At 68.6% G+C, this 20,007-nt stretch carries 17 protein-coding genes, 1 rRNA gene and 1 riboswitch; of the genes, 14 read left to right on the forward strand and 4 right to left on the reverse strand.

Annotated features, from left to right (window positions below):
- The 11 genes from rrf to ACIBCK_RS06390 form a co-directional block, all read left to right on the forward strand.
- Nucleotides 1-94: ribosomal RNA gene (gene rrf, locus ACIBCK_RS06340) — 5S ribosomal RNA — on the forward strand; the annotation flags it as partial.
- A gap of 176 nt (nt 95-270) precedes the next feature.
- Nucleotides 271-879 carry a CDP-alcohol phosphatidyltransferase family protein gene (locus ACIBCK_RS06345; RefSeq protein WP_367039729.1) on the forward strand — a complete coding sequence of 203 codons (609 nt, stop codon included), beginning with the start codon at nt 271-273 and terminating at the stop codon, nt 877-879.
- Between the two features lie 112 nt (nt 880-991).
- Nucleotides 992-3,487, forward strand: coding sequence for a sugar phosphate nucleotidyltransferase (locus ACIBCK_RS06350; RefSeq protein ID WP_399387303.1), 2,496 nt, complete (start codon nt 992-994; stop codon nt 3,485-3,487).
- A gap of 89 nt (nt 3,488-3,576) precedes the next feature.
- Nucleotides 3,577-4,476 carry a DUF881 domain-containing protein gene (locus ACIBCK_RS06355; protein ID WP_399387305.1) on the forward strand — a complete coding sequence of 300 codons (900 nt, stop codon included), beginning with the start codon at nt 3,577-3,579 and terminating at the stop codon, nt 4,474-4,476.
- The gene (locus ACIBCK_RS06360) at nt 4,473-4,805 is read left to right on the forward strand and encodes a small basic family protein (protein WP_030794354.1); all 333 of its coding nucleotides are present in this window, start codon (nt 4,473-4,475) and stop codon (nt 4,803-4,805) included. The genes ACIBCK_RS06355 and ACIBCK_RS06360 overlap by 4 nt, the downstream gene beginning before the upstream one ends.
- 5 nt (nt 4,806-4,810) lie before the next feature.
- Nucleotides 4,811-5,695: a DUF881 domain-containing protein gene (locus ACIBCK_RS06365; protein WP_399388838.1), complete on the forward strand. Its 885-nt coding sequence runs from the start codon at nt 4,811-4,813 to the stop codon at nt 5,693-5,695.
- 82 nt (nt 5,696-5,777) lie between these two features.
- Nucleotides 5,778-6,746 carry an FHA domain-containing protein gene (locus ACIBCK_RS06370; RefSeq protein ID WP_399388839.1) on the forward strand — a complete coding sequence of 323 codons (969 nt, stop codon included), beginning with the start codon at nt 5,778-5,780 and terminating at the stop codon, nt 6,744-6,746.
- Nucleotides 6,747-6,763: 17 nt separating this feature from the next.
- Entirely contained in the window at nt 6,764-7,507 is a 744-nt protein-coding gene (locus ACIBCK_RS06375; protein WP_399387307.1) for a MerR family transcriptional regulator, read from the forward strand.
- 53 nt (nt 7,508-7,560) lie between these two features.
- Entirely contained in the window at nt 7,561-8,034 is a 474-nt protein-coding gene (locus ACIBCK_RS06380; RefSeq protein WP_006123076.1) for a bifunctional nuclease family protein, read from the forward strand.
- A gap of 198 nt (nt 8,035-8,232) precedes the next feature.
- Complete coding sequence (locus ACIBCK_RS06385; protein ID WP_399388842.1) at nt 8,233-8,841, forward strand: MerR family transcriptional regulator; 609 nt, start codon at nt 8,233-8,235, stop codon at nt 8,839-8,841.
- 71 nt (nt 8,842-8,912) lie between these two features.
- Nucleotides 8,913-10,322, forward strand: a complete 1,410-nt coding sequence (locus ACIBCK_RS06390) for a DNA polymerase IV (RefSeq protein WP_399387309.1) — start codon at nt 8,913-8,915, stop codon at nt 10,320-10,322.
- Between the two features lie 10 nt (nt 10,323-10,332).
- Here ACIBCK_RS06390 and ACIBCK_RS06395 read toward each other — a convergent pair whose 3' ends face one another.
- A complete protein-coding gene (locus ACIBCK_RS06395; RefSeq protein ID WP_399387310.1) occupies nt 10,333-10,713 on the reverse strand; it encodes a PRC-barrel domain-containing protein in 381 nt (126 codons plus the stop codon).
- Between the two features lie 144 nt (nt 10,714-10,857).
- Nucleotides 10,858-10,955: riboswitch (glycine riboswitch) on the forward strand.
- Between the two features lie 197 nt (nt 10,956-11,152).
- On the opposite strand from ACIBCK_RS06395, the gene gcvP reads away from it, so the two are divergent.
- Nucleotides 11,153-14,038: an aminomethyl-transferring glycine dehydrogenase gene (gene gcvP, locus ACIBCK_RS06400; protein WP_399387312.1), complete on the forward strand. Its 2,886-nt coding sequence runs from the start codon at nt 11,153-11,155 to the stop codon at nt 14,036-14,038.
- An 89-nt stretch (nt 14,039-14,127) separates the two neighbouring features.
- On the opposite strand, the gene ACIBCK_RS06405 is transcribed toward gcvP, so the two are convergent.
- Both ACIBCK_RS06405 and ACIBCK_RS06410 read right to left on the reverse strand, forming a co-directional pair.
- Entirely contained in the window at nt 14,128-14,334 is a 207-nt protein-coding gene (locus tag ACIBCK_RS06405; RefSeq protein WP_361843540.1) for a DUF5999 family protein, read from the reverse strand.
- A 304-nt stretch (nt 14,335-14,638) separates the two neighbouring features.
- A complete protein-coding gene (locus ACIBCK_RS06410) occupies nt 14,639-15,223 on the reverse strand; it encodes a hypothetical protein (RefSeq protein ID WP_399387314.1) in 585 nt (194 codons plus the stop codon).
- Nucleotides 15,224-15,707: 484 nt separating this feature from the next.
- Here ACIBCK_RS06410 and ACIBCK_RS06415 point away from each other — a divergent pair, with 484 nt between their 5' ends.
- Nucleotides 15,708-17,225 (forward strand): glutamate--cysteine ligase, encoded by a 1,518-nt coding sequence (locus ACIBCK_RS06415; RefSeq protein ID WP_399387316.1) that lies wholly within the window; start codon nt 15,708-15,710, stop codon nt 17,223-17,225.
- Nucleotides 17,226-17,257: 32 nt separating this feature from the next.
- On the opposite strand, the gene ACIBCK_RS06420 is transcribed toward ACIBCK_RS06415, so the two are convergent.
- Nucleotides 17,258-19,027, reverse strand: coding sequence for a substrate-binding and VWA domain-containing protein (locus tag ACIBCK_RS06420; RefSeq protein WP_399387318.1), 1,770 nt, complete (start codon nt 19,025-19,027; stop codon nt 17,258-17,260).
- 166 nt (nt 19,028-19,193) lie between these two features.
- Here ACIBCK_RS06420 and ACIBCK_RS06425 point away from each other — a divergent pair, with 166 nt between their 5' ends.
- On the forward strand, nt 19,194-19,994 hold the full coding sequence (locus ACIBCK_RS06425; protein WP_399387320.1) for a CPBP family intramembrane glutamic endopeptidase: 801 nt from the start codon (nt 19,194-19,196) through the stop codon (nt 19,992-19,994).
- Nucleotides 19,995-20,007: the final 13 nt, after the last annotated feature.

Raw genomic sequence — 20,007 nt, forward strand, 5'->3', positions numbered from 1 at the left:
AACGCCCGGTTACATTCCGAACCCGGAAGCTAAGCCTCACAGCGCCGATGGTACTGCAGGGGGGACCCTGTGGGAGAGTAGGACGCCGCCGAACTTCTTTTATAGCCGTGGTCCCTGGATTTATTGTCCAGGGACCACGGCTTTTTTGTTTTCCGGGTTCATTTTGTCCCTTGGTGTTCCGTCCCTCGGCCACCCCTCTGCACCGCCGGCTGACAACTGACGGTAAGGTCAGGGGGCATCATCGGCTCGTTTCCCACAGGAGGCCCCCGGGTGGAGGTCCAGGAGACTCGCGTCCAGACGGACCGGGTCCTCACCATCCCGAACATCCTCAGCATGGCGCGCCTCGTTGGCGTACCCCTCTTCCTGTGGTTGATCCTCAGGCCGGAGTTCGGCGGGCCCAAGAGTGATCACTGGGCGCTGCTGGTGCTGATGCTGAGCGGCATCAGTGACTATCTCGACGGCAAGCTGGCCCGCCGGTGGAATCAGATCAGCAACCTGGGGCGGCTGCTCGACCCGGCCGCTGACCGGCTCTACATTCTGTCGACACTGGTCGGGCTCACGTGGCGGGAGATTCTTCCGCTGTGGCTGACCGCGGTGCTGCTCCTGCGCGAGCTCGTCCTGCTGGTGATGGTCGGGATCCTCAGGCGGCACGGCTATCCGCCGCCCCAGGTGAACTTCCTGGGCAAGGCCGCCACCTTCAACCTGATGTACGCTTTTCCACTACTGCTCCTGAGCGACGGAAGTGGCTGGATCAGTACTCTCGCTGCTATTTTCGGATGGGCGTTCGCAGGATGGGGTACAAGTCTGTACTGGTGGGCAGGGATCCTCTACGTGGTCCAGGTTCGCCGACTTGTCCGTGCAGACGCCACGGCCGATTGAGCTTGCCGGTCCGGCAGCTGTAAGGCTTGCGGTCCCGTAAGTCGCATACACGGGCCTGTATTGGCGGGCTAAGTCGGCCAGATCGTCGCCTATCGAGGAGGACGCTTCCGACATGAAGGCCGTCGTAATGGCCGGAGGCGAAGGCACACGCCTTCGCCCTATGACCTCGAGCATGCCCAAGCCGCTCCTGCCTGTGGCCAACAGGCCCATCATGGAGCACGTGCTGCGGCTGCTGAAGAGGCATGGGCTCACCGAGACCGTAGTGACAGTCCAATTCCTGGCCTCTCTGGTCAAGAATTACTTCGGCGATGGTGAAGAGCTCGGGATGGAGCTCACCTATGCCAATGAGGAGAAGCCACTCGGCACTGCCGGGAGTGTGAAGAACGCCGAGGAAGCATTGAAGGACGATGCGTTCCTCGTGATCTCCGGTGATGCACTGACTGATTTCGATCTCACCGAGCTGATCAATTTTCATAAGGAGAAGGGCGCGCTGGTCACCGTCTGTCTGACGCGCGTCCCCAATCCGCTGGAATTCGGCATCACCATCGTGGACGAGGAAGGCAAGGTCGAGCGCTTCCTGGAGAAGCCGACCTGGGGGCAGGTCTTCTCGGACACGGTGAACACGGGTATCTATGTCATGGAGCCCGAGGTCTTCGACTACGTCGACGCCGATGTGTCGGTCGACTGGTCCGGCGACGTCTTCCCTCAGCTCATGAAGGAAGGCAAGCCCATCTACGGCTACATCGCCGAGGGCTACTGGGAGGACGTCGGCACGCACGAAAGCTACGTCAAGGCCCAGGCCGACGTGCTGGAACGCAAGGTCGACGTCGAGCTCGACGGCTTCGAGATCTCGCCGGGCGTGTGGGTTGCCGAAGGCGCCGAGGTGCACCCCGACGCCACACTGCGCGGGCCGCTCTACATCGGTGACTACGCCAAGGTCGAGGCGGGCGCCGAAATCCGCGAGCACACGGTGCTGGGATCGAACGTCGTGGTCAAGGCCGGGGCGTTCCTGCACAAGGCTGTCGTGCACGACAACGTCTACATCGGCCAGCACAGCAACCTGCGGGGCTGTGTTGTCGGGCGGAACACCGACATCATGCGGGCCTCCCGGATCGAGGACGGTGCCGTCATCGGCGACGAGTGCCTCGTCGGTGAGGAATCGATCATCCAGGGCAATGTCCGGGTCTACCCGTTCAAGACGATCGAGGCCGGCGCGTTCGTCAACACCTCCGTCATCTGGGAGTCCCGGGGCCAAGCCCATCTCTTCGGTGCGCGCGGCGTCTCCGGGATCCTGAACGTCGAGATCACGCCGGAGCTGGCGGTACGGCTCGCGGGGGCGTACGCGACGACCCTCAAGAAGGGCTCGACCGTCACCACGGCCCGTGATCACTCGCGAGGCGCGCGGGCGCTGAAGCGAGCGGTGATCTCGGCGCTGCAGGCCAGCGCCATCGACGTACGGGACCTGGAGAACGTACCGCTGCCAGTGGCGCGGCAGCAGACGGCTCGGGGCAGTGCCGGCGGGATCATGATCCGGACGACGCCAGGTGTGCCCGACTCCGTCGACATCATGTTCTTCGACGGGCGGGGAGCCGACCTTTCGCAGGGCAGTCAGCGGAAGCTGGACCGGATCTTCGCGCGCCAGGAGTACCGGCGGGCGTTCCCCGGGGAGATCGGAGACCTGCACTTTCCTTCCAGCGTCTTCGACTCCTACACCGGCTCGCTGCTGCGCAACATCGACACCACGGGTGTGGTCGAGTCGGATCTGAAGGTCGTCGTCGACGCCTCCAACGGAAGCGCCGGTCTTGTGCTGCCGAGCCTCCTGGGGCGGCTGGGCGTCGACGCGCTGACGATCAACCCTGGCCTCGACGAGTCGCGTCCCACCGAGACCCACGAAGAGCGCAGGGCGGGCCTCGTGCGGCTGGGCGAGATCGTGGCGTCGTCGCGTGCCGACTTCGGTGTGCGGTTCGACCCGGTGGGTGAGCGGCTTTCGCTCGTCGACGAGAAGGGGCGGATCATCGAGGACGACCGCGCGCTTCTTGTCATGCTCGACCTGGTCGCCGCGGAACGCCGCAGTGGTCGGGTCGCACTGCCGGTCACGACGACGCGCATCGGCGAGCAGGTGGCCGCGTACCACGGGACGCAGGTCGACTGGACGACGACGTCGCCCGACGATCTGACGCGCGTGGGGCGTGACGAGTCGACCATCTTCGGTGGAGATGGCCGGGCCGGGTTCATCATTCCCGAGTTCAGCAGCGTGTTCGACGGTACGGCCGCCTTTGTGCGGCTCATCGGTCTGGTGGCGCGTACGCAGCTCACGCTGAGCCAGATCGACGCGCGTATCCCGCGTGCCCATGTGCTGCGGCGGGACCTCGCGACGCCGTGGGCGGTCAAGGGGCTCGTGATGCGGACCGTGGTGGAGGCCGCGGGGGAGCGTTCGGTGGACACCACCGATGGTGTGCGGGTCGTGGAGTCCGACGGACGGTGGGTGCTGGTGCTGCCCGACCCCGCCGAGGCCGTCACTCATTTGTGGGCGGAAGGACCCGACGACGCTTCCGCCCAGGCGTTGCTCGACGAGTGGTCCGCGGTGGTGGACAGCGCCGGTCGCTGACCGGCGACATGGGCCGGACGGCACCCTTGAGAGGTGCCGTCCGGCACACCGGTGGGGCCATTCGGAGGTAAGGCCCGCGACGTGCGACGATGTGCGGCATGCCGCAGCAGCCCCCCGTTCGGAGCACACCCTCGCGCCCTCGGCGTCCGGACGCGTCCATGTCGCTGCTGACCACGGTCATGGACCACAGCCTGGACGAGGGCTACGCCGAGGCGGCGGCCCGCAAGAAGGCGAAGGGCGCAAGTGGAGTGCCGCGTCCGCTGCGGGCGAAGCTCGGTCTTGCCCTCGGACTTGTGCTCGCGGCCCTGGTGGTGACGGTGGGCGCCGCGCAGGCGCGGATAGCGGCTCCGGTCGTCGCCAAGGAGCGCACGGAGCTCATCGACCGGATCGAGTCGGCGACCTCGGACGCCGACGAGCTCGAAGAGGACGTCGAGACGCTCCGTGACGACGTGGGCGAACGGCAGCGTGAGGCGCTGAAGAAACACGGGGGCAGCCAGGCCGAGTTGGTGTCCCTGCTCTCCGGTGCCACCAAGGCCCATGGGCCCGGTGTGAAGCTGGTGGTGGACGACGCCAAGCAAGCCGATCAGGGCGGGGGAGGGCCGCGCGAGAGCGCGGGATTCTCCGACACCGGACGGGTGCGCGACCGCGACATGCAACGGGTCGTCAACGGCCTGTGGCAGTCCGGCGCCGAGGCCATCGCCATCAACGACCAGCGACTGACGGCACTGTCGGCGATCAGGGCCGCGGGTGACGCGATACTGGTCGACAACAAGCCGCTGGTGCCGCCGTATACGGTGCTTGCCGTGGGGGACGGACAGCGCTTGAGCACGAGATTCCAGAACAGTCGAGACGGTCAGTATCTGCATGCTCTGCAGGAGAACTTCGGCGTCAGGACCAGCATTTCCGTCCAGGATGATGTCCGACTGCCGGCAGCACCGAGTGTGACCGTACGTACAGCAGAGCCGAAGGCAGGAAAGGGCACATCGTGATCGCCGTACTGGGCCTCGTCGTGGGAGTCGTGGCCGGATTGTTGGTCCGGCCCGAGGTTCCGGCGGTGGTCGAGCCGTACCTTCCGATCGCCGTGGTGGCGGCACTCGACGCGGTGTTCGGAGGCCTGCGCGCGATGCTCGACGGCATCTTCGACGACAAGGTCTTCGTGGTGTCGTTCCTCTCGAACGTCGTCGTGGCCGCCCTGATCGTGTTCCTGGGCGACAAGTTGGGCGTGGGCGCCCAGCTCTCCACCGGTGTGGTGGTGGTCCTCGGCATCCGGATCTTCTCGAACGCCGCCGCCATCCGCCGACACATCTTCAGGGCGTGACGCGGATGGGTACGGAAGAGACGCGCGGAGGCGAGAACCGGAGCGGGGAACTGCCCGCGGAGGTCCGGAGCGTGCCCGCGGAACCAGCGGAACCCGGGGGGCCGGGGGAGAACGCGGCGCCCGAGCAGGCCGAGCGGCAGGACGAGCAGCAAGACGAGCAGGCGTCGCACAGCGGTCGTCAGCGGCTGCGGGAGGGGCTGTGGCCGCCTCGCGTCACGCGTCCTCAACTCATCGTGGCCCTGCTGCTGTTCGTGCTGGGGCTCGGTCTCGCCATCCAGGTGCGCTCCAACAACGACAGCAGCGCGCTCCGCGGCGCACGTCAGGAAGATCTCGTACGCATCCTCGATGAACTGGATGACCGTACACAGCGTCTGGAAGGTGAGAAGCAGCGTCTCGAGGACCAGCGCACCGGGTTGGAGAACAGCTCGGACCAGGCCGAGGAGGCTCGCAAGCAGACTGTCGAGAAGGAGCGTCAACTCGGCATTCTCGCGGGCACCGTGGCGGCGCAGGGTCCTGGAATCACGCTGACCATCGATGACAAGAAGGGGTCGGTCGAGGCGGACATGCTGCTCGACGCCATTCAGGAGCTGCGTGCCGCGGGGGCCGAGGCGATCCAGATCAATGATGTACGCGTGGTGGCCAGCACCTATCTGTCGGATACGGACAGTGGTGGTGTCCGGGTGGACGGCCGCACGGTCGGCAAGCCCTACCGGTTCAAGGTCATCGGCAAGCCGCAGGACCTCGAGCCGGCGCTGAACATCCCAGGTGGAGTGGTGCAGACTCTGGAGAAGGAGCAGGCCACCGTCACCGTGTCGCGAGCGGAGAAGATCGTGGTGGACGCCTTGCGAGCGGCGAAGCGGCCTGACTACGCTCGGTCGTCGTCCCAGTGAGGCGGGGGCGCATGGGGGCCGCCGGTCGAGGGCAAGAGGTTGCGGGGGGTCGGCGCACCGTAAGCGTGGTGCGTGGTGGAAACTGTTTGGCGGTTGCGGACGTTGTGAGGATGTCTGTGCTGCCGATGTACGCCGGTGTGTGCAATCAGGGTTCGTCCTGCCCCACGGGCGGGTCTGTTTCGGTCAAGGGGAATCGCCCGTGAAGTTGTTTGCGAAGTTGTTCGGCAAGAGCGCACGTGAGGACAGTGGCAATCCCGCCACCGCCCGGCACCGTGCCCCGCGCCATGGAGATGCCGAGGACCAGGGCGCCGAGCGCCCGATGTTCCGTGACCAGGTCGGTGGGCCAGGCGGTGACATTTCGGGCGCGCAGGGCGCGTCGTCTGTTGACCCTGCCGGTCCGGGCCGCATAGGTTTCGGAGAACCGTCAACCTCAAGTACGGGTGGAGGGTTTACCCCCGATCCGTACGCATCGAATGCCCCCGCGGGGCAGCCGCGGCAGGAGGATCCGTCCATGGCCCTGGTGTGTACGAGGTGCGGGAACCGCAACGCCGAGGCGAGCCGGTTCTGCTCCAACTGCGGCGCGCCGCTGCGGGCCGGGGCCGCGCCGGAGCGTCCGTCCGAGACGACCTCGACGATCTCCATCTCCGGCCTCGAGGCCTACGACGCGGAGGTGACGGGGCAGACCGCCTCGCCCGCCCTCTCGCCGGAGGCCCAGGCCGCCGTTGACGCACTGCCGCTCGGCTCCGCGCTCCTCGTGGTGCGCCGTGGGCCGAACTCGGGCAGCCGCTTCCTCCTGGACGGCGAGCTGACCACGGCGGGGCGCCACCCGCAGAGCGACATCTTCCTGGACGACGTGACCGTCTCGCGCCGCCACGTGGAGTTCCGTCGCCTCGGGGACGGGTCCTTCACCGTCGCCGATGTGGGCAGCCTCAACGGCACGTACGTCAATCGGGAGCGCATCGACTCGGTCGCGCTGTCGAACGGCGACGAGGTGCAGATCGGCAAGTACCGCCTGGTCTTCTACGCGAGCCAGCGGGGCATCGGTATCTGATCCGGCAGGGAAGGTCCATGCTTCAAACACCGAGGGGCGGTGCCGGCAACGGCACCGCCGCCGAGGACCGTCGGCTGATGAGCATCGGCGCGGTGCTGAACGCGCTGCGTGACGAGTTTCCCGAGGTCACGATCTCCAAGATCCGTTTCCTGGAGTCGGAAGGGCTCATCGAGCCGGAGCGCACTCCCTCGGGCTATCGGAAGTTCAGCCCGGAGGACGTCGAGCGGCTCGGTCACGTCCTGAGGATGCAGCGGGACCACTACCTGCCGCTCAAGGTGATCCGGGAGCACCTGGACGCCCTGGAGCGCGGCGAGGGGGTCTCCACGCCCACCCTGGGGCAGCCGCGCGAGCCCGGTGACGCCTGGGGCGCGAGCGACGCCGGGGAGCCCACTGCCGCCCGTGTGGGCCGTGCGGAGCTGCTCGCCGCCGCCGAGATCGACGCGGAGCAGCTCGCCGACTGGGAGACGTACGGGCTCATCGTGCCCCTGCCCGAGGGGGGTTACGACGCGGAGGCCGTGACGGTCGCCGCGCTCGTCGTGGAACTTGGGCGATTCGGTATCGAACCCAGGCATCTGCGCGCCATGAAGTCGGCGGCCGAACGGGAGGCCGGCCTGGTCGACCAGGTCGTCGCGCCGCTGCGCCGGCACCGTAATCCGCAGACCAGAGCCCATGCGGAAGCCCGTACGAAGGAACTGGCCGGGCTGACCGGAAAGCTGCATTCTGCACTGGTGCAGACGGCGCTCGGGGTCCGGTTGCCCTGACTCGGAGGGTGCCCGACTACCCAAACCGGCCGGGCACGTCCTAGGGTTGCTGTGTGAACGAGCTCGACGTCGTAGGTGTCCGGGTGGAAATGCCCTCCAACCAACCGATCGTGCTCCTGCGTGAAGTGGGAGGCGATCGTTACCTCCCCATCTGGATCGGACCAGGTGAGGCGACCGCGATCGCCTTCGCACAGCAGGGGATGGCGCCCGCGCGGCCGCTGACCCACGACCTGTTCAAGGACGTGCTGGAGGCGGTGGGTCAGGAGCTCACCGAGGTGCGCATCACGGACCTCCGAGAAGGGGTCTTCTACGCGGAGCTGGTCTTCGCCAGTGGAGTCGAGGTGAGCGCGCGGCCGTCCGACGCCATAGCGCTCGCGCTGCGCACCGGAACGCCGATCTACGGCAGCGACGGTGTACTCGACGACGCGGGCATCGCCATTCCGGACGAGCAGGAGGACGAGGTGGAGAAGTTCCGCGAGTTCCTCGACCAGATCTCGCCCGAGGACTTCGGTACCAACAGCCAGTAGGCCGTCGCTTCCCGAGGGGCCTGCCGACCATTCGGCTAGCCTTTCCCGGCGATGCGGAACGGCAAACCACTCTTAGGGTGATTATCACTCGGCGTGCCGAGTGTGGCGATCGTTGACGAGCCCCTGGCGACTGCCTACCGTCGTGAAGGCAGGTCAAGGACGGAGGTCGGCGTGAGAAGCAGCGGCGACGGTACGGCGATGGGTGGGCCGTATCCGATGCACAGCAGCACGGCCGGTCACTCTCCCGTGAGGCCGATGGTGGTGCAGGAGAGCGTTCAGGGGAGCGGGGACGCCACGTCCGGACAGTCCGAACAGGAACAGATCGGGTACCGCGGGCCGACCGCGTGCGCGGCAGCCGGCATCACGTATCGACAGCTCGACTACTGGGCCCGTACGGGGCTCGTCGAGCCCAGTGTGCGGGCCGCGGGCGGATCGGGGACCCAGCGGCTCTACAGCTTCCGGGACGTCGTCGTCCTGAAGATCGTGAAGCGCTTCCTCGACACCGGCGTCTCTTTGCAGAACATCCGGACCACCGTCCAGCATCTGCGTGACCGCGGTTTCCGTGACCTGGAGCGGATGACGCTCATGAGCGACGGCGCGACGGTCTACGAGTGCACGTCGCCCGATGAGGTCCACGACCTGCTCCAGGGCGGCCAGGGGGTCTTCGGGATCGCCGTGGGTGTCGTATGGCGGGATGTGGACGCGGCACTCTCGCAGCTGCACGGGGAGCGGATCGACACCGGGGAGACGCTGGTGCGGCAGAACCCCTCCGACGAGCTCGCCAGGCGGCGCAACAGAGCCGTCTGAGCGGGCCGGGCACCGGGAGGTGCGGGGTCGTTGCCGGGGCATTGTCAGTGGCGTAGGGCAGCATCAGAGGTGTGAGAACCGCGCCCACGATTCTGCATCTCGACATGGATGCCTTCTACGCGTCTGCCGAGCAGGCCGCGAAGCCGAGTCTGCGTGGGAAAGCCGTGGTCGTGGGTGGGCTCGGGCCGCGCGGTGTGGTGGCGACGGCGTCGTACGAAGCGCGGAAGTTCGGGGTGCACTCGGCGATGCCCATGGGGCAGGCGCGGCGCCTGGCGCCCAATGCCGCCTATCTGGTGCCACGCTTCGGGCTCTACCGCGAGATCAGCGACCAGGTGATGGCGCTGCTGCGGCAGCTCTCGCCCCTGGTGGAGCCGCTCAGCCTGGATGAGGCCTTCGTCGATCTCGATGCGGGCGGGGTGGCCGACGACCAGGCGTCCGCGCTGGCCGTGGGCGAGCGGCTGCGGGCGGACATCAAGGCGGTGACGGGGCTCGCGGGGTCGGTCGGGCTCGCCGCGTCCAAGATGCTGGCCAAGATCGCCTCGGAGGAGGCCAAGCCGGACGGATTGCGCCTGATAGTGCCGGGGACCGAGCGGGAGTTGCTCGGGCCGATGCCGGTCCGGACCCTGCCCGGTGTCGGCCCGGCCACCGGGGACCATCTGCGGCGGGGCGGGATCACGACCGTGGGGGAGATCGCGGAGGCCGGCGAGGACGAGCTCGTACGGCTCCTCGGGAAGTCGCACGGGAGCGCGCTGTACGCGATGGCGCTCGCGCGCGACGAGCGGCCCGTGGTGGCGGAGCGGGAATCCAAGTCGGTCAGCGTCGAGGACACGTACGACGTGGACATCCATGACCGGGTACGGGTCAGGGGCGAGGTCGCTCGGCTCGCCGACCGGTGTGTGGAGCGGCTGCGGGCCGCGGGGCACTCGGGGCGGACCATCGTCCTGAAGGTGCGGCGATTCGACTTCTCGACGCTGACGCGCTCCGAGACGCTGCGTGGGCCCACGGACGACCCCGGGGTGGTGCGGGAGGCCGCCGCGCGGCTCCTGGAGGCCGTGGACACCACCGGAGGCGTGAGGCTGCTCGGGGTGGGGGTCACGGGGCTCGCGGACTACACGCAGGAGGACCTGTTCGCGCAGGCGCAGGCGCAGGCCGAGGCCGAAGCCGTCCAGGCGCAGGAGACGCAGCGGGAGGCGGAGGAGGAGCGGGCCGGGGAGGCAGCGGCGGAGCCCATGGGGGAGACGGCGGCGGAGCCTGTTGTTCCGGTCGAGCGCCGGTGGGCCGCCGGGCTCGATGTGCGGCACGCCGAGTACGGGCACGGGTGGGTGCAGGGCAGTGGCCTGGGGCGGGTCACGGTGCGCTTCGAGACGCCGGAGTCGTCGGTGCCGGGGCGGGTGCGGACCTTCCGTACGGATGATCCGGCCTTGGAACCCGCGGAGCCCCTGCCCCTGGTGGCGTCTCCTGAGGAGCTGGAGCGGCGGTGATCCCGACCGGTCAGGAGTCTCCCTTGCCCGCGATCTTGCCGAAGTCCTGGTCCGGCGGCTGAGCTGTCTCGGGAGGCGTGATGTCCAGGCCGTAGTGGTGGTAGAGCTGCAGTTCCTGCTCGGGGGAGAGGTGGCGGCCGACGCCGAAGTCCGGGGCGTCCTTGATCAGGGAGCGCTCGAAGGGGATGCGCAGGGTGCCGTCGTCCCTGAGTTCGCTGGGCTCCAGGGGGACGAACGTGTCCCGGCTGAACAGACCCGTGCGTATCGCCGCCCACTCGGGGGCGCCGGTGGCGTCGTCGAGATAGACCTCGTCGATCGTGCCGATCTTGGCCCCGTTCCGGTCGAACGCCTTCCGGCCGATCAGATTGCGCGGATCGATATCGGTCTGCACGGGCCCTCCAACTGGTCGAGGCGTGTCGAAGTTGGGCGTAACTCATCCTCGTTCGTTCGTAATCACTACGAAAGAGCACTTCGGGGCAGGCGGCCACTCGAGGGATCGGCCGTGGCCCTCGCTGGTAGGCTGGCGCTTGGCTGCCGACCCCGTGCGGGAGAGCTCTCCGGTCGAGACACCGGAGGCGCCGAAGGAGCAACTCCTCCCCGGAATCTCTCAGGCCCCTGTACCGCACGGACGAGGTCACTCTGGAAAGTAGGGCGGGCGTCGGGCGGGCACGTTCGAATCCCTTCCTCACCGACGGTGAAAGCCGGTGCGACGCCTCTCACGGGGCACGGACCGGTGAAACTCTCAGGTTGAGATGACAGAGGGGGAGGCCGTCCGGGTACCCGTGCCGTGGTGCCCCTCGCAGGTCGCGTCAGACCAGGAGGCCTCCGCAATGACCGCCACTCCTCGCATCCCGCTCTCCCAGCTCGAACAGGGCATTCCCTTCGAGCAGCGGCACATCGGTCCCGACGTGGAAGCACGGGCCAAGATGCTCGCGCAGGTCGGATACGGCTCGCTCGACGAGCTGACCGCCGCCGCCGTGCCGGATGTGATCAAGAACGCCGAGGCGCTGAACCTGCCCGGGGCGCGTACCGAGGCCGAGGTCCTCGCCGAGCTCAAGTCCCTCGCGGACCGTAACCAAGTCCTTGATTCCATGATCGGGCTCGGTTACTACGGGACCTTCACGCCGCCCGTGATTCTGCGGAACGTCATGGAGAACCCGGCGTGGTACACCGCTTACACGCCGTACCAGCCGGAGATCTCCCAGGGCCGCCTGGAGGCGCTGCTCAACTTCCAGACCGTCGTCGCCGAGCTCACGGGGCTGCCGACCTCCGGCGCCTCGCTGCTCGACGAGGGGACCGCGGCCGCCGAGGCCATGGCCCTTTCGCGGCGCATGGGCAAGGTCAAGGACGGTGTCTTCCTGGTCGACGCGGACGCGCTGCCGCAGACCATCGCCGTCATCCAGACCCGCGCCGAGCCGACCGGTGTCGAGGTCGTCGTCGCCGATCTGAGTGAGGGCATCCCCGCCGAGGTCGCCGAGCGCGGTGTCGTCGGCGTGCTGATCCAGTACCCCGGTGCCTCCGGCGCCGTACGCGAGATAAAGCCCCTCATCGAGCAGGCGCACGAGCTCGGTGCCGTCGTCTCCGTCGCCGCCGACCTGCTGGCCCTGACGCTGCTCACCTCGCCCGGCGAGCTCGGCGCCGACATCGCCGTCGGCACCACTCAGCGCTTCGGTGTCCCGATGGGCTTCGGCGGTCCGCACGCCGGTTACATGGCGGTGCGCGAGAAGTTCGCGCGCAGCCTGCCCGGGCGGCTCGTCGGAGTCTCCGTGGACGCGGACGGCAACAAGGCCTACCGGCTCGCGCTGCAGACCCGTGAGCAGCACATCCGCCGCGAGAAGGCCACCAGCAACATCTGCACCGCTCAGGTGCTGCTCGCCGTGATGGCCGGAATGTACGCGGTCTACCACGGGCCCGAGGGCCTCAAGGCCATCGCGCGGCGAACGCACCGCTACGCGACCGTGCTCGCCGCGGGGCTCACCGCGGGCGGCGTCGAGGTCGTGCACGGCGCGTACTTCGACACCCTGACCGTGCGGGTGCCCGGCAAGGCCGAGCAGCTCGTCGCCGCGGCCCGCGAGGGTGGCGTCAACATCCACCAGATCGACGCCGACCACGTCTCGCTCGCCTGCGACGAGACCACCACGCGCAAGCAACTGACCGCGATCTGGACCGCGTTCGGGGTCGAGGCCGACATCGAGACGCTCGACGCCGAGACCGAGGACACGCTTCCCGCGGGCCTGCTGCGTGCGGACGAGTACCTCACGCACCCGGTCTTCCACCAGTACCGCTCCGAGACCTCGATGTTGCGCTACCTGCGCAAGCTGGCCGACCGTGACTACGCGCTCGACCGTGGCATGATCCCGCTGGGCTCCTGCACCATGAAGCTCAACGCGACCACGGAGATGGAGCCGGTCACCTGGCCCGAGTTCGGGCAGCTGCACCCCTTCGCGCCCGCCCAGCAGGCGCAGGGCTATCTGACGCTCATCCGTGAGCTGGAGGAGCGGCTCGCCGAGGTCACCGGCTACGACAAGGTCTCCCTGCAGCCCAACGCCGGTTCGCAGGGCGAGCTCGCCGGACTGCTCGCCGTGCGCGGCTACCACCGCGCCAACGGCGACGAGCAGCGCACCGTCTGCCTGATCCCGTCCTCCGCGCACGGCACCAACGCGGCGAGCGCCGTGATGGCCGGCATGAAGGTCGTCGTCGTGAAGACCGCCGACGACGGCGAGATCGACGTCGACGACCTGCGCGCCAAGATCGAGAAGCACCGCGACGAGCTGTCCGTGCTGATGATCACCTACCCGTCCACGCACGGTGTCTTCGAGGAGCACGTCGCCGACATCTGCGCCCAGGTGCACGAGGCGGGCGGCCAGGTCTACGTCGACGGGGCGAACCTCAACGCCTTGGTGGGCCTCGCCCAGCCCGGCAAGTTCGGCGGCGACGTCTCGCACCTGAACCTGCACAAGACGTTCTGCATCCCGCACGGCGGCGGTGGCCCCGGCGTCGGCCCGGTCGGTGTGCGTGAGCACCTCGCGCCGTACCTGCCCAACCACCCGCTGCAGCCCGCCGCGGGACCCGAGACGGGCGTCGGTCCGATCTCCGCCGCGCCGTGGGGCTCGGCCGGAATCCTGCCGATCTCCTGGGCGTACGTACGCCTCATGGGCGGCGAGGGCCTCAAGCGCGCCACGCAGGTCGCCGTGCTCTCCGCGAACTACATCGCCAAGCGCCTCGAGCCGCACTACCCGGTGCTCTACACCGGCCCCGGTGGCCTCGTGGCGCACGAGTGCATCATCGATCTGCGCCCGCTCAGCAAGGCGACCGGCGTCAGCGTCGACGACATCGCCAAGCGGCTCATCGACTACGGCTTCCACGCGCCGACCATGTCGTTCCCGGTCGCGGGGACGCTGATGATCGAGCCGACCGAGAGCGAGGACCTGGTCGAGATCGACCGGTTCTGCGAGGCGATGATCAGCATTCGCGCGGAGATCGAGAAGGTGGGCGGCGACTGGCCCGCCGACGACAACCCGCTGCGCAACGCCCCGCACACCGCCGCCGCGCTCGGCGGTGAGTGGGAGCACGCGTACAGCCGTGAGGAAGCCGTCTTCCCGGCGGGTGTGGTGGCCGCGGACAAGTACTGGCCGCCGGTGCGCCGCATCGACCAGGCGTACGGCGACCGGAACCTCGTCTGCTCCTGCCCGCCGCTGGATGCGTACGAGGACTGATATCGGGGCCCTGAACATGCGTGGGGGCCGGTCCGGAGTTGTGTCTCTCCGGGTCGGCCCCTTTGTTGTCCGTGCCGTGCTGCCGTCGGTCAGGCGGCAGTCATGATCTTGTCGGTCCCCAGCGGTCGATGCGGGGCGATGATCTGGCCGTCCGGCAGCAGTTCACCGGTGTCCTCGAAGAGAAGGACGCCGTTGCACAGCAGGCTCCAGCCCTGCTCCGGGTGGCTCGCCATGAGGAGCGCGGCTTCCCGGTCGGCGGAGTCGGCTGTCGGGCACGGTGGTTGGTGCTGGCACATGGAAGGGTTCTTTCGCTGCGGTGTGATGGCTGTGACGTCTGCCTTGCGGCTCGATGCGGTGTTCATGGCCGCCCCCCGTTTAGTCGGTCGGTCCCAGTGTTGCCCTACGGGCGTCAATCCGCAGGGATTTAGCGGCAGCGCTCCTTACTGCTTAATGACGTATCACCCGCCCGGACGGTTCAGCCCAACTGCACTGTCCCTTCGGGTGGTTCGGTGTGGTCATACCGGGCTAGTCCGTATGGGCGCAGGACGCGCCGGGCCCCGCGGCCAGGGCGGCGGCGGGGCACGGGAACGTACGGCGAGGTCAGGCGGGTGAGCCGAGCAGCGGTGCCGGGGTCATGCGATGCGTGAGGACCTTGAGGAGCTCCGCGGCGCGGTGCGGGCGGTGAGCGGCGATGCCCGGGGGCGCGGGTGCAAGGGGCACGAGGATGTCGGTGGGCGCGAGATGGCCGCTCGCGCCGTCCGCGGTGCAGTCACCGTGCAGCCAGAGTGTCAGCATGTAAAGCTCGGGTACGGACAACAGTCGTGGCTGGTACGGCATGGGCATCGCTTCGGCATGACGGAGGGCGCGCTCGGTGGACGCTATGTACGGACCTTCGAAGAAGTGCGAGAAGGTCCACCCGTCAGGGGTCAGCATCGTCTCCGCCGCGGCGACGGCTCGCTCACCGGAGCGGATCAAGAAGCGCCACCCCGTGAGCCGGGTGGGCGAGGCGTCCGTCGGGTTGATCCGGTCAAGTACGTGCACCGGCAAAGGGAGTTCGGGACTCGTGGGCCCCTGCACGGCGCGCAGGGACGGGGTGCGGGCTTCGCGTACGGCCGTGGGTGAACCGAGTGCCGCGAGGACGCTGCGCAGGGCGGGCGCGGGAGCCGGGGGGACTTGCAGCGGCATGATGAGTCGCCTCTCTCATTCGACAGGCACGGTGGAACGAGGACAGGTGCGGACGTCGCTGTCTGCTCCGAAGACAGAGGGGCGGGGGCAGGGGACCGCGAGCGCCAACTCTCTGCCTCGTTCGCGGAGTTTATACGACACGTGTTCAGGCAGTGTTTCGTCTAACCGCACCCGATATTGCCTGCAAGGCGTTATTCGGTCGCCATTTTGCGGGCTTTAACCCGATTCATGACGAGGCCCGGACGTGTGACCTCGGCTCTCTTCGCAGGAGCGGACGGCCGATTCCCATCGGTGTTTTTCACCAGGCTCCGAGGCGATGATTCCCGGGCGCATCTCATGCCTGGTGAATGTGCCGCGCGTACATGGCGTAGAGCGTACTGGGCCGGTGGCATGTGCGGGGCGTTATCGATCACATTGCAGGGCATCATCCACCGAGACACAGCGGCCGGATCATTGGCTGCCCATCCGAGGAGGGGACGCTTCGATGGGGGAGAAGGTCGTAGCAGGATCGTTCGATCTGGCCGACCGGAACCGGTACCGGGCCAAGCTCAAGGAGTGTCTGGCGGGGCTGCGGAGACTGTTGGACGAGGAGCGGTTCGACCGGCCCAAGAACCTCATGGGTGTGGAGATCGAGCTGAATCTCGCGGGGCCGGACGGCATGCCGAGAATGCTGAACGGGGAAGTTCTCGCACGGATCGCGAGCCGGGACTTCCAGACAGAACTCGGAATGTTCAATCTTGAAGTCAATATCGCACCGCACCGATTGGGCGGACGCGTTCTGGACCGACTCGCCGAGGAGCTGCGCACCGGCCTCGCCTATGCCCACCGGAAAGCGAACGAGGTGAACGCCGGCATCGTGATGATCGGCATTCTGCCGACACTCGCACACCACGACCTGGTCTCCGGAAACCTCTCCGACGTCGACCGCTACGCACTGCTCAACGACCAGATCGTGGCCGCGCGCGGCGAGGAGTTCGTCCTGGACATCCAGGGCGTGGAGCGGCTCACCTGCACGTCCGCGTCGATCGCGCCCGAAGCGGCGTGCACGTCCGTGCAGTTGCACCTCCAGGTCACGCCGGGCAGGTTCGCCGACGTGTGGAACGCCGCGCAGGCCGTCGCCGCGGCGCAGGTCGCCGTCGGCGCCAACGCGCCGTTCCTGTTCGGGCGTGAGCTGTGGCGCGAGTCGCGCCCACCGCTGTTCCTGCAGTCCACCGACACCCGGCCGCCCGAACTCAAGGCCCAGGGCGTACGGCCACGGACATGGTTCGGCGAGCGCTGGATCAGCGACGCGTACGAGCTCTTCGAGGAGAACCTGCGCTACTTCCCCGCGCTGCTCCCCCTCATGGACGACGAGGAACCGCTGGAGGTGCTCGACGCCGGACGTGTGCCGCAACTGGGCGAACTCGTCCTGCACAACGGCACCGTGTACCGCTGGAACCGCCCCGTGTACGGCATCGCGGGCGGCGTACCGCACCTGCGGGTGGAGAACCGCGTCCTGCCCGCGGGCCCCACCGTCACCGACGTCATCGCCAACGCCGCCTTCTACTACGGCGTCGTACGCGCCCTCGCCGAGGAGCCGCGGCCCGTGTGGACCCGGCTGCCCTTCGAGGCCGCGGCCGCCAACTTCGACACCGCGTGCCGCGACGGCATCGAGGCCCGTCTGCAGTGGCCGCGGCGCGGTCGCTCCGGCGGGATCGTGGAGGTGCCGGCGGTCGCTCTCGTACGCGACGAGCTGTTGCCGCTGGCCGCGGCCGGGCTCGACGCGTGGGGTGTCGAGTCCGCCGACCGCGACTTCTACCTCGGCGTCATCGAGGAGCGGTGCAGGCGCCGGGTGAACGGGGCGTCCTGGCAGGCGGCGACGTACCACCAGGCCCTGGAGACCGGCCTCGAGCGCGATGCCGCGCTCGCCGCGACGACACGGCGCTACGCCGAGCTGATGCACGCGGGGGACCCGGTGCACACCTGGCCGGTGGGGCTGCCCGAGCCCGCCGTCCTGAGCTGAGGTGACCTGAGCGGAGGCGTGCGGCGACCGGCTCAGCCGTGGCTGCCCGCCTCCATGATGGCCTTGAGGATGACCGCGTGGATCTGCGCCGGGTCGTCGACCTGGTGGCCGGAACCGCCGGTGGCCTCCGCGATCTGCACGACCTCCTCCTTGTCCGCGTTCGGTCCGACCGCGATGGCGATGAGCGGCACCGGCCGCTTGGGGTCGGAGAGGTTCTCCAGCTGCGAGACGAGGTTGCTGCGCGCGATGGAGCCGGGGTCCTGGTTCGCGCCGTCCGTCAGCACCACGAGCGCGTTGAACTTGCCGCTCGCGTAGGTCGACGTGGCTTCCTTGTACGCCGCGAGCGTGGTGTCGTACAGGCCGGTCGCGCCGCCCGGGATGGGGGTCAGGTCGCCGAAGGCCTCCGAGATCCTGTCGCGCTGGGTTCCCTCGCCTTTCCGGTCGCCGAGCCGCTCGGTCGGCACGAGCTTGCGGTAGTCGCGCTCGCCGTCGAGGAGGGTGGCGAACTCCCAGAGGCCGATCTCGTCCTCGTCGGTGAACCCCGCGAGCGCCTGGAGCAGCGAGGACTTGGTGACCTCCATCCGCGTCCGGCCCTGGCCGGGCACGAACTCGCCCATGGAGTCCGAGACGTCGACGACCGTGCTGAGCCGTGCGCTCTGCACGGTGATCGTCCACATGCCGAGCGTCTCCTGGACCTCCTTCTCGGAGGGCGGCTCGCTCGCCTCGTCGTCGTACGGCTGCGGGGTGCGGCCCCCGGCCGCCGTGACGAGTTTCTCCGAGGGGCCCTCGGTGCCGGTCCTGAAGCCGTGCTTCTCCAGGATCGCGCGGCCGCCCTCGTCGCTGAACAGGGTCATGAAGCGCAGGGCGGCCCGGCTCTGGTCCGTGGACAGCTCGTCCTCCTGGACCAGCGTGTACGGGTAGTCGAGGCGCGGCGAGCCGTCCTTCGGATAGAACATGTCCAGGCTGTTCTCCTCGCCCGCCGACGCGTTGTGCTCGAACGCGGCCTGCTCGGAGAGGATCAGCGCGTGGTTGCGCCGCGGGTTGCCCTGCTCGGTGCCGGAGGAGTCGCGGGCCAGGGTGTCCAGGAGCTGGCTGTCGCTGTCGGAGGTGCGTGCGGACAGCGCCTTGGCCATCCCGGCGGCCCGGGTGTCACCGTCCTTGCCGCCCGCCTTCTTCGCCGACGTGCTCAGCTTCGCGAGCGCGAGGAGGCCGGTCGCGCTGCGCGCGGGATCGGCGGCGCCGAGCCGCAGCTTGTCGCCCTTCATCGCCGCGCCGGTCAACTCCGGCCAGCTGTACGTCTTTCTGGGCCACCCCAGGGTCTTGGCGGCTGAGGGGATCATGGCCATGCCCACCGGGGAGGAGGCTATGTTCCCCGCGGGCGACACCTTGTTCTGCTTGCCGCCGAGTCCTGCGCGCTGCACCCACAGTTCGGAGTCCGGCACCCACACGTCGTAGCCGGGATCGCCTTCGCCCGTGCGCAGTTCGTCGGCGACCTTGTACGAATCGCGGGCCGAGACCCGTACGTCGATGCACGCCCCGTCGGACGTGACGTCCTTCTCGCGCGCGTCGTCGGCCGCCGCGCGCAGGGCGGGGGCGATGGCGGGGGCGGCGACGACGTCCAGGCTCACCGTGTCCTGGCAGGAACCGCCGAAGGCCAGCAGGTCGCTGCGGACCGCGACCGCCGTGCCCGCCGCGACCGTCAGGACGAGCGCCGTCGCGATGGCCACGCTGCGGCCGCGGGGCCGTGGCCGAGGGTCGGGTGCGTCCGTCCCGTACTCATCGGGCAAGCTGTGACGTCCCATGGCGGTGGTGCCCCTCCTTGAGCGATGAAGCAAGGAAAGAGGGGGCGGCATGACCGCAATCGGCGTCCGTCCCCCTCGGCCTGTCGCGCACGGTCTTCGTAACTTCTTTCGAGACCCTAGCGGGGCAGGGGTGGGGATGAGGCGGGATTACTCAACTGGAGGCGGAGTGCAAGCGGAGTCCGGGCCGTTGGCCGGTTCTTTTCGGGGCGAGGGGCCATCGCGACGGATCCTGCGGGACGAGACGCTGCTCGTCCTGGCGCTCTCGCTGGGCGCGAGCGGTGTGTCCGCGCTGATCAGCTTTGTCGGATCGGTCACCAAACCGGGTGGTCTCAAGGACCAGGCCGCGACCATGAACGCGTCGGCCGCTCCGGGGCGGCCGTGGCTTGATCTCGCGTGGCAATTGTTCGGAATCACGACCGCGTTGGTGCCGGTTGCGCTGGTCGCGCACTTCTTGATCCGCGAGGGCGCCGGGCTGCGCACGATCGGCTTCGACCGGAGCCGGCCCTGGCCGGACCTGGGGCGTGGGGCGGCGATCGCCGCGGTGATCGGCAGCACCGGGATCGCCTTCTATCTGGCGGCGCGCGGGCTGGGGTTCAACCTGACGGTGGTGCCGGAGGACCTGCCCGACGTGTGGTGGAAGTACCCGGTGCTCGTGCTGTCCGCGGTGCAGAACGCGGTACTCGAAGAAGTGATCGTCGTCGGCTATCTGCTGCGCAGGTGCGGGCAGTTGGGCTGGACGCCGATGGCCGCGCTGGTCGGCAGCTCGGTGCTGCGCGGCTCGTACCACCTCTATCAGGGCATCGGCGGGTTCATCGGGAACATGGCGATGGGGGTCGTCTTCGTGCTCCTGTACCGGCGGTGGGGACGGGTCGGGCCGCTGGTGGTGGCCCATTCGCTGCTGGATATCGGGGCGTTCGTCGGATACGCGCTGCTCGCGGGGAAGGTGGGGTGGCTTCCGACGCCTTAGGCGGGTGGGCGGT

This window comes from Streptomyces sp. NPDC051218 (assembly GCF_044455475.1).
Taxonomy (GTDB): Bacteria; Actinomycetota; Actinomycetes; order Streptomycetales; family Streptomycetaceae; genus Streptomyces.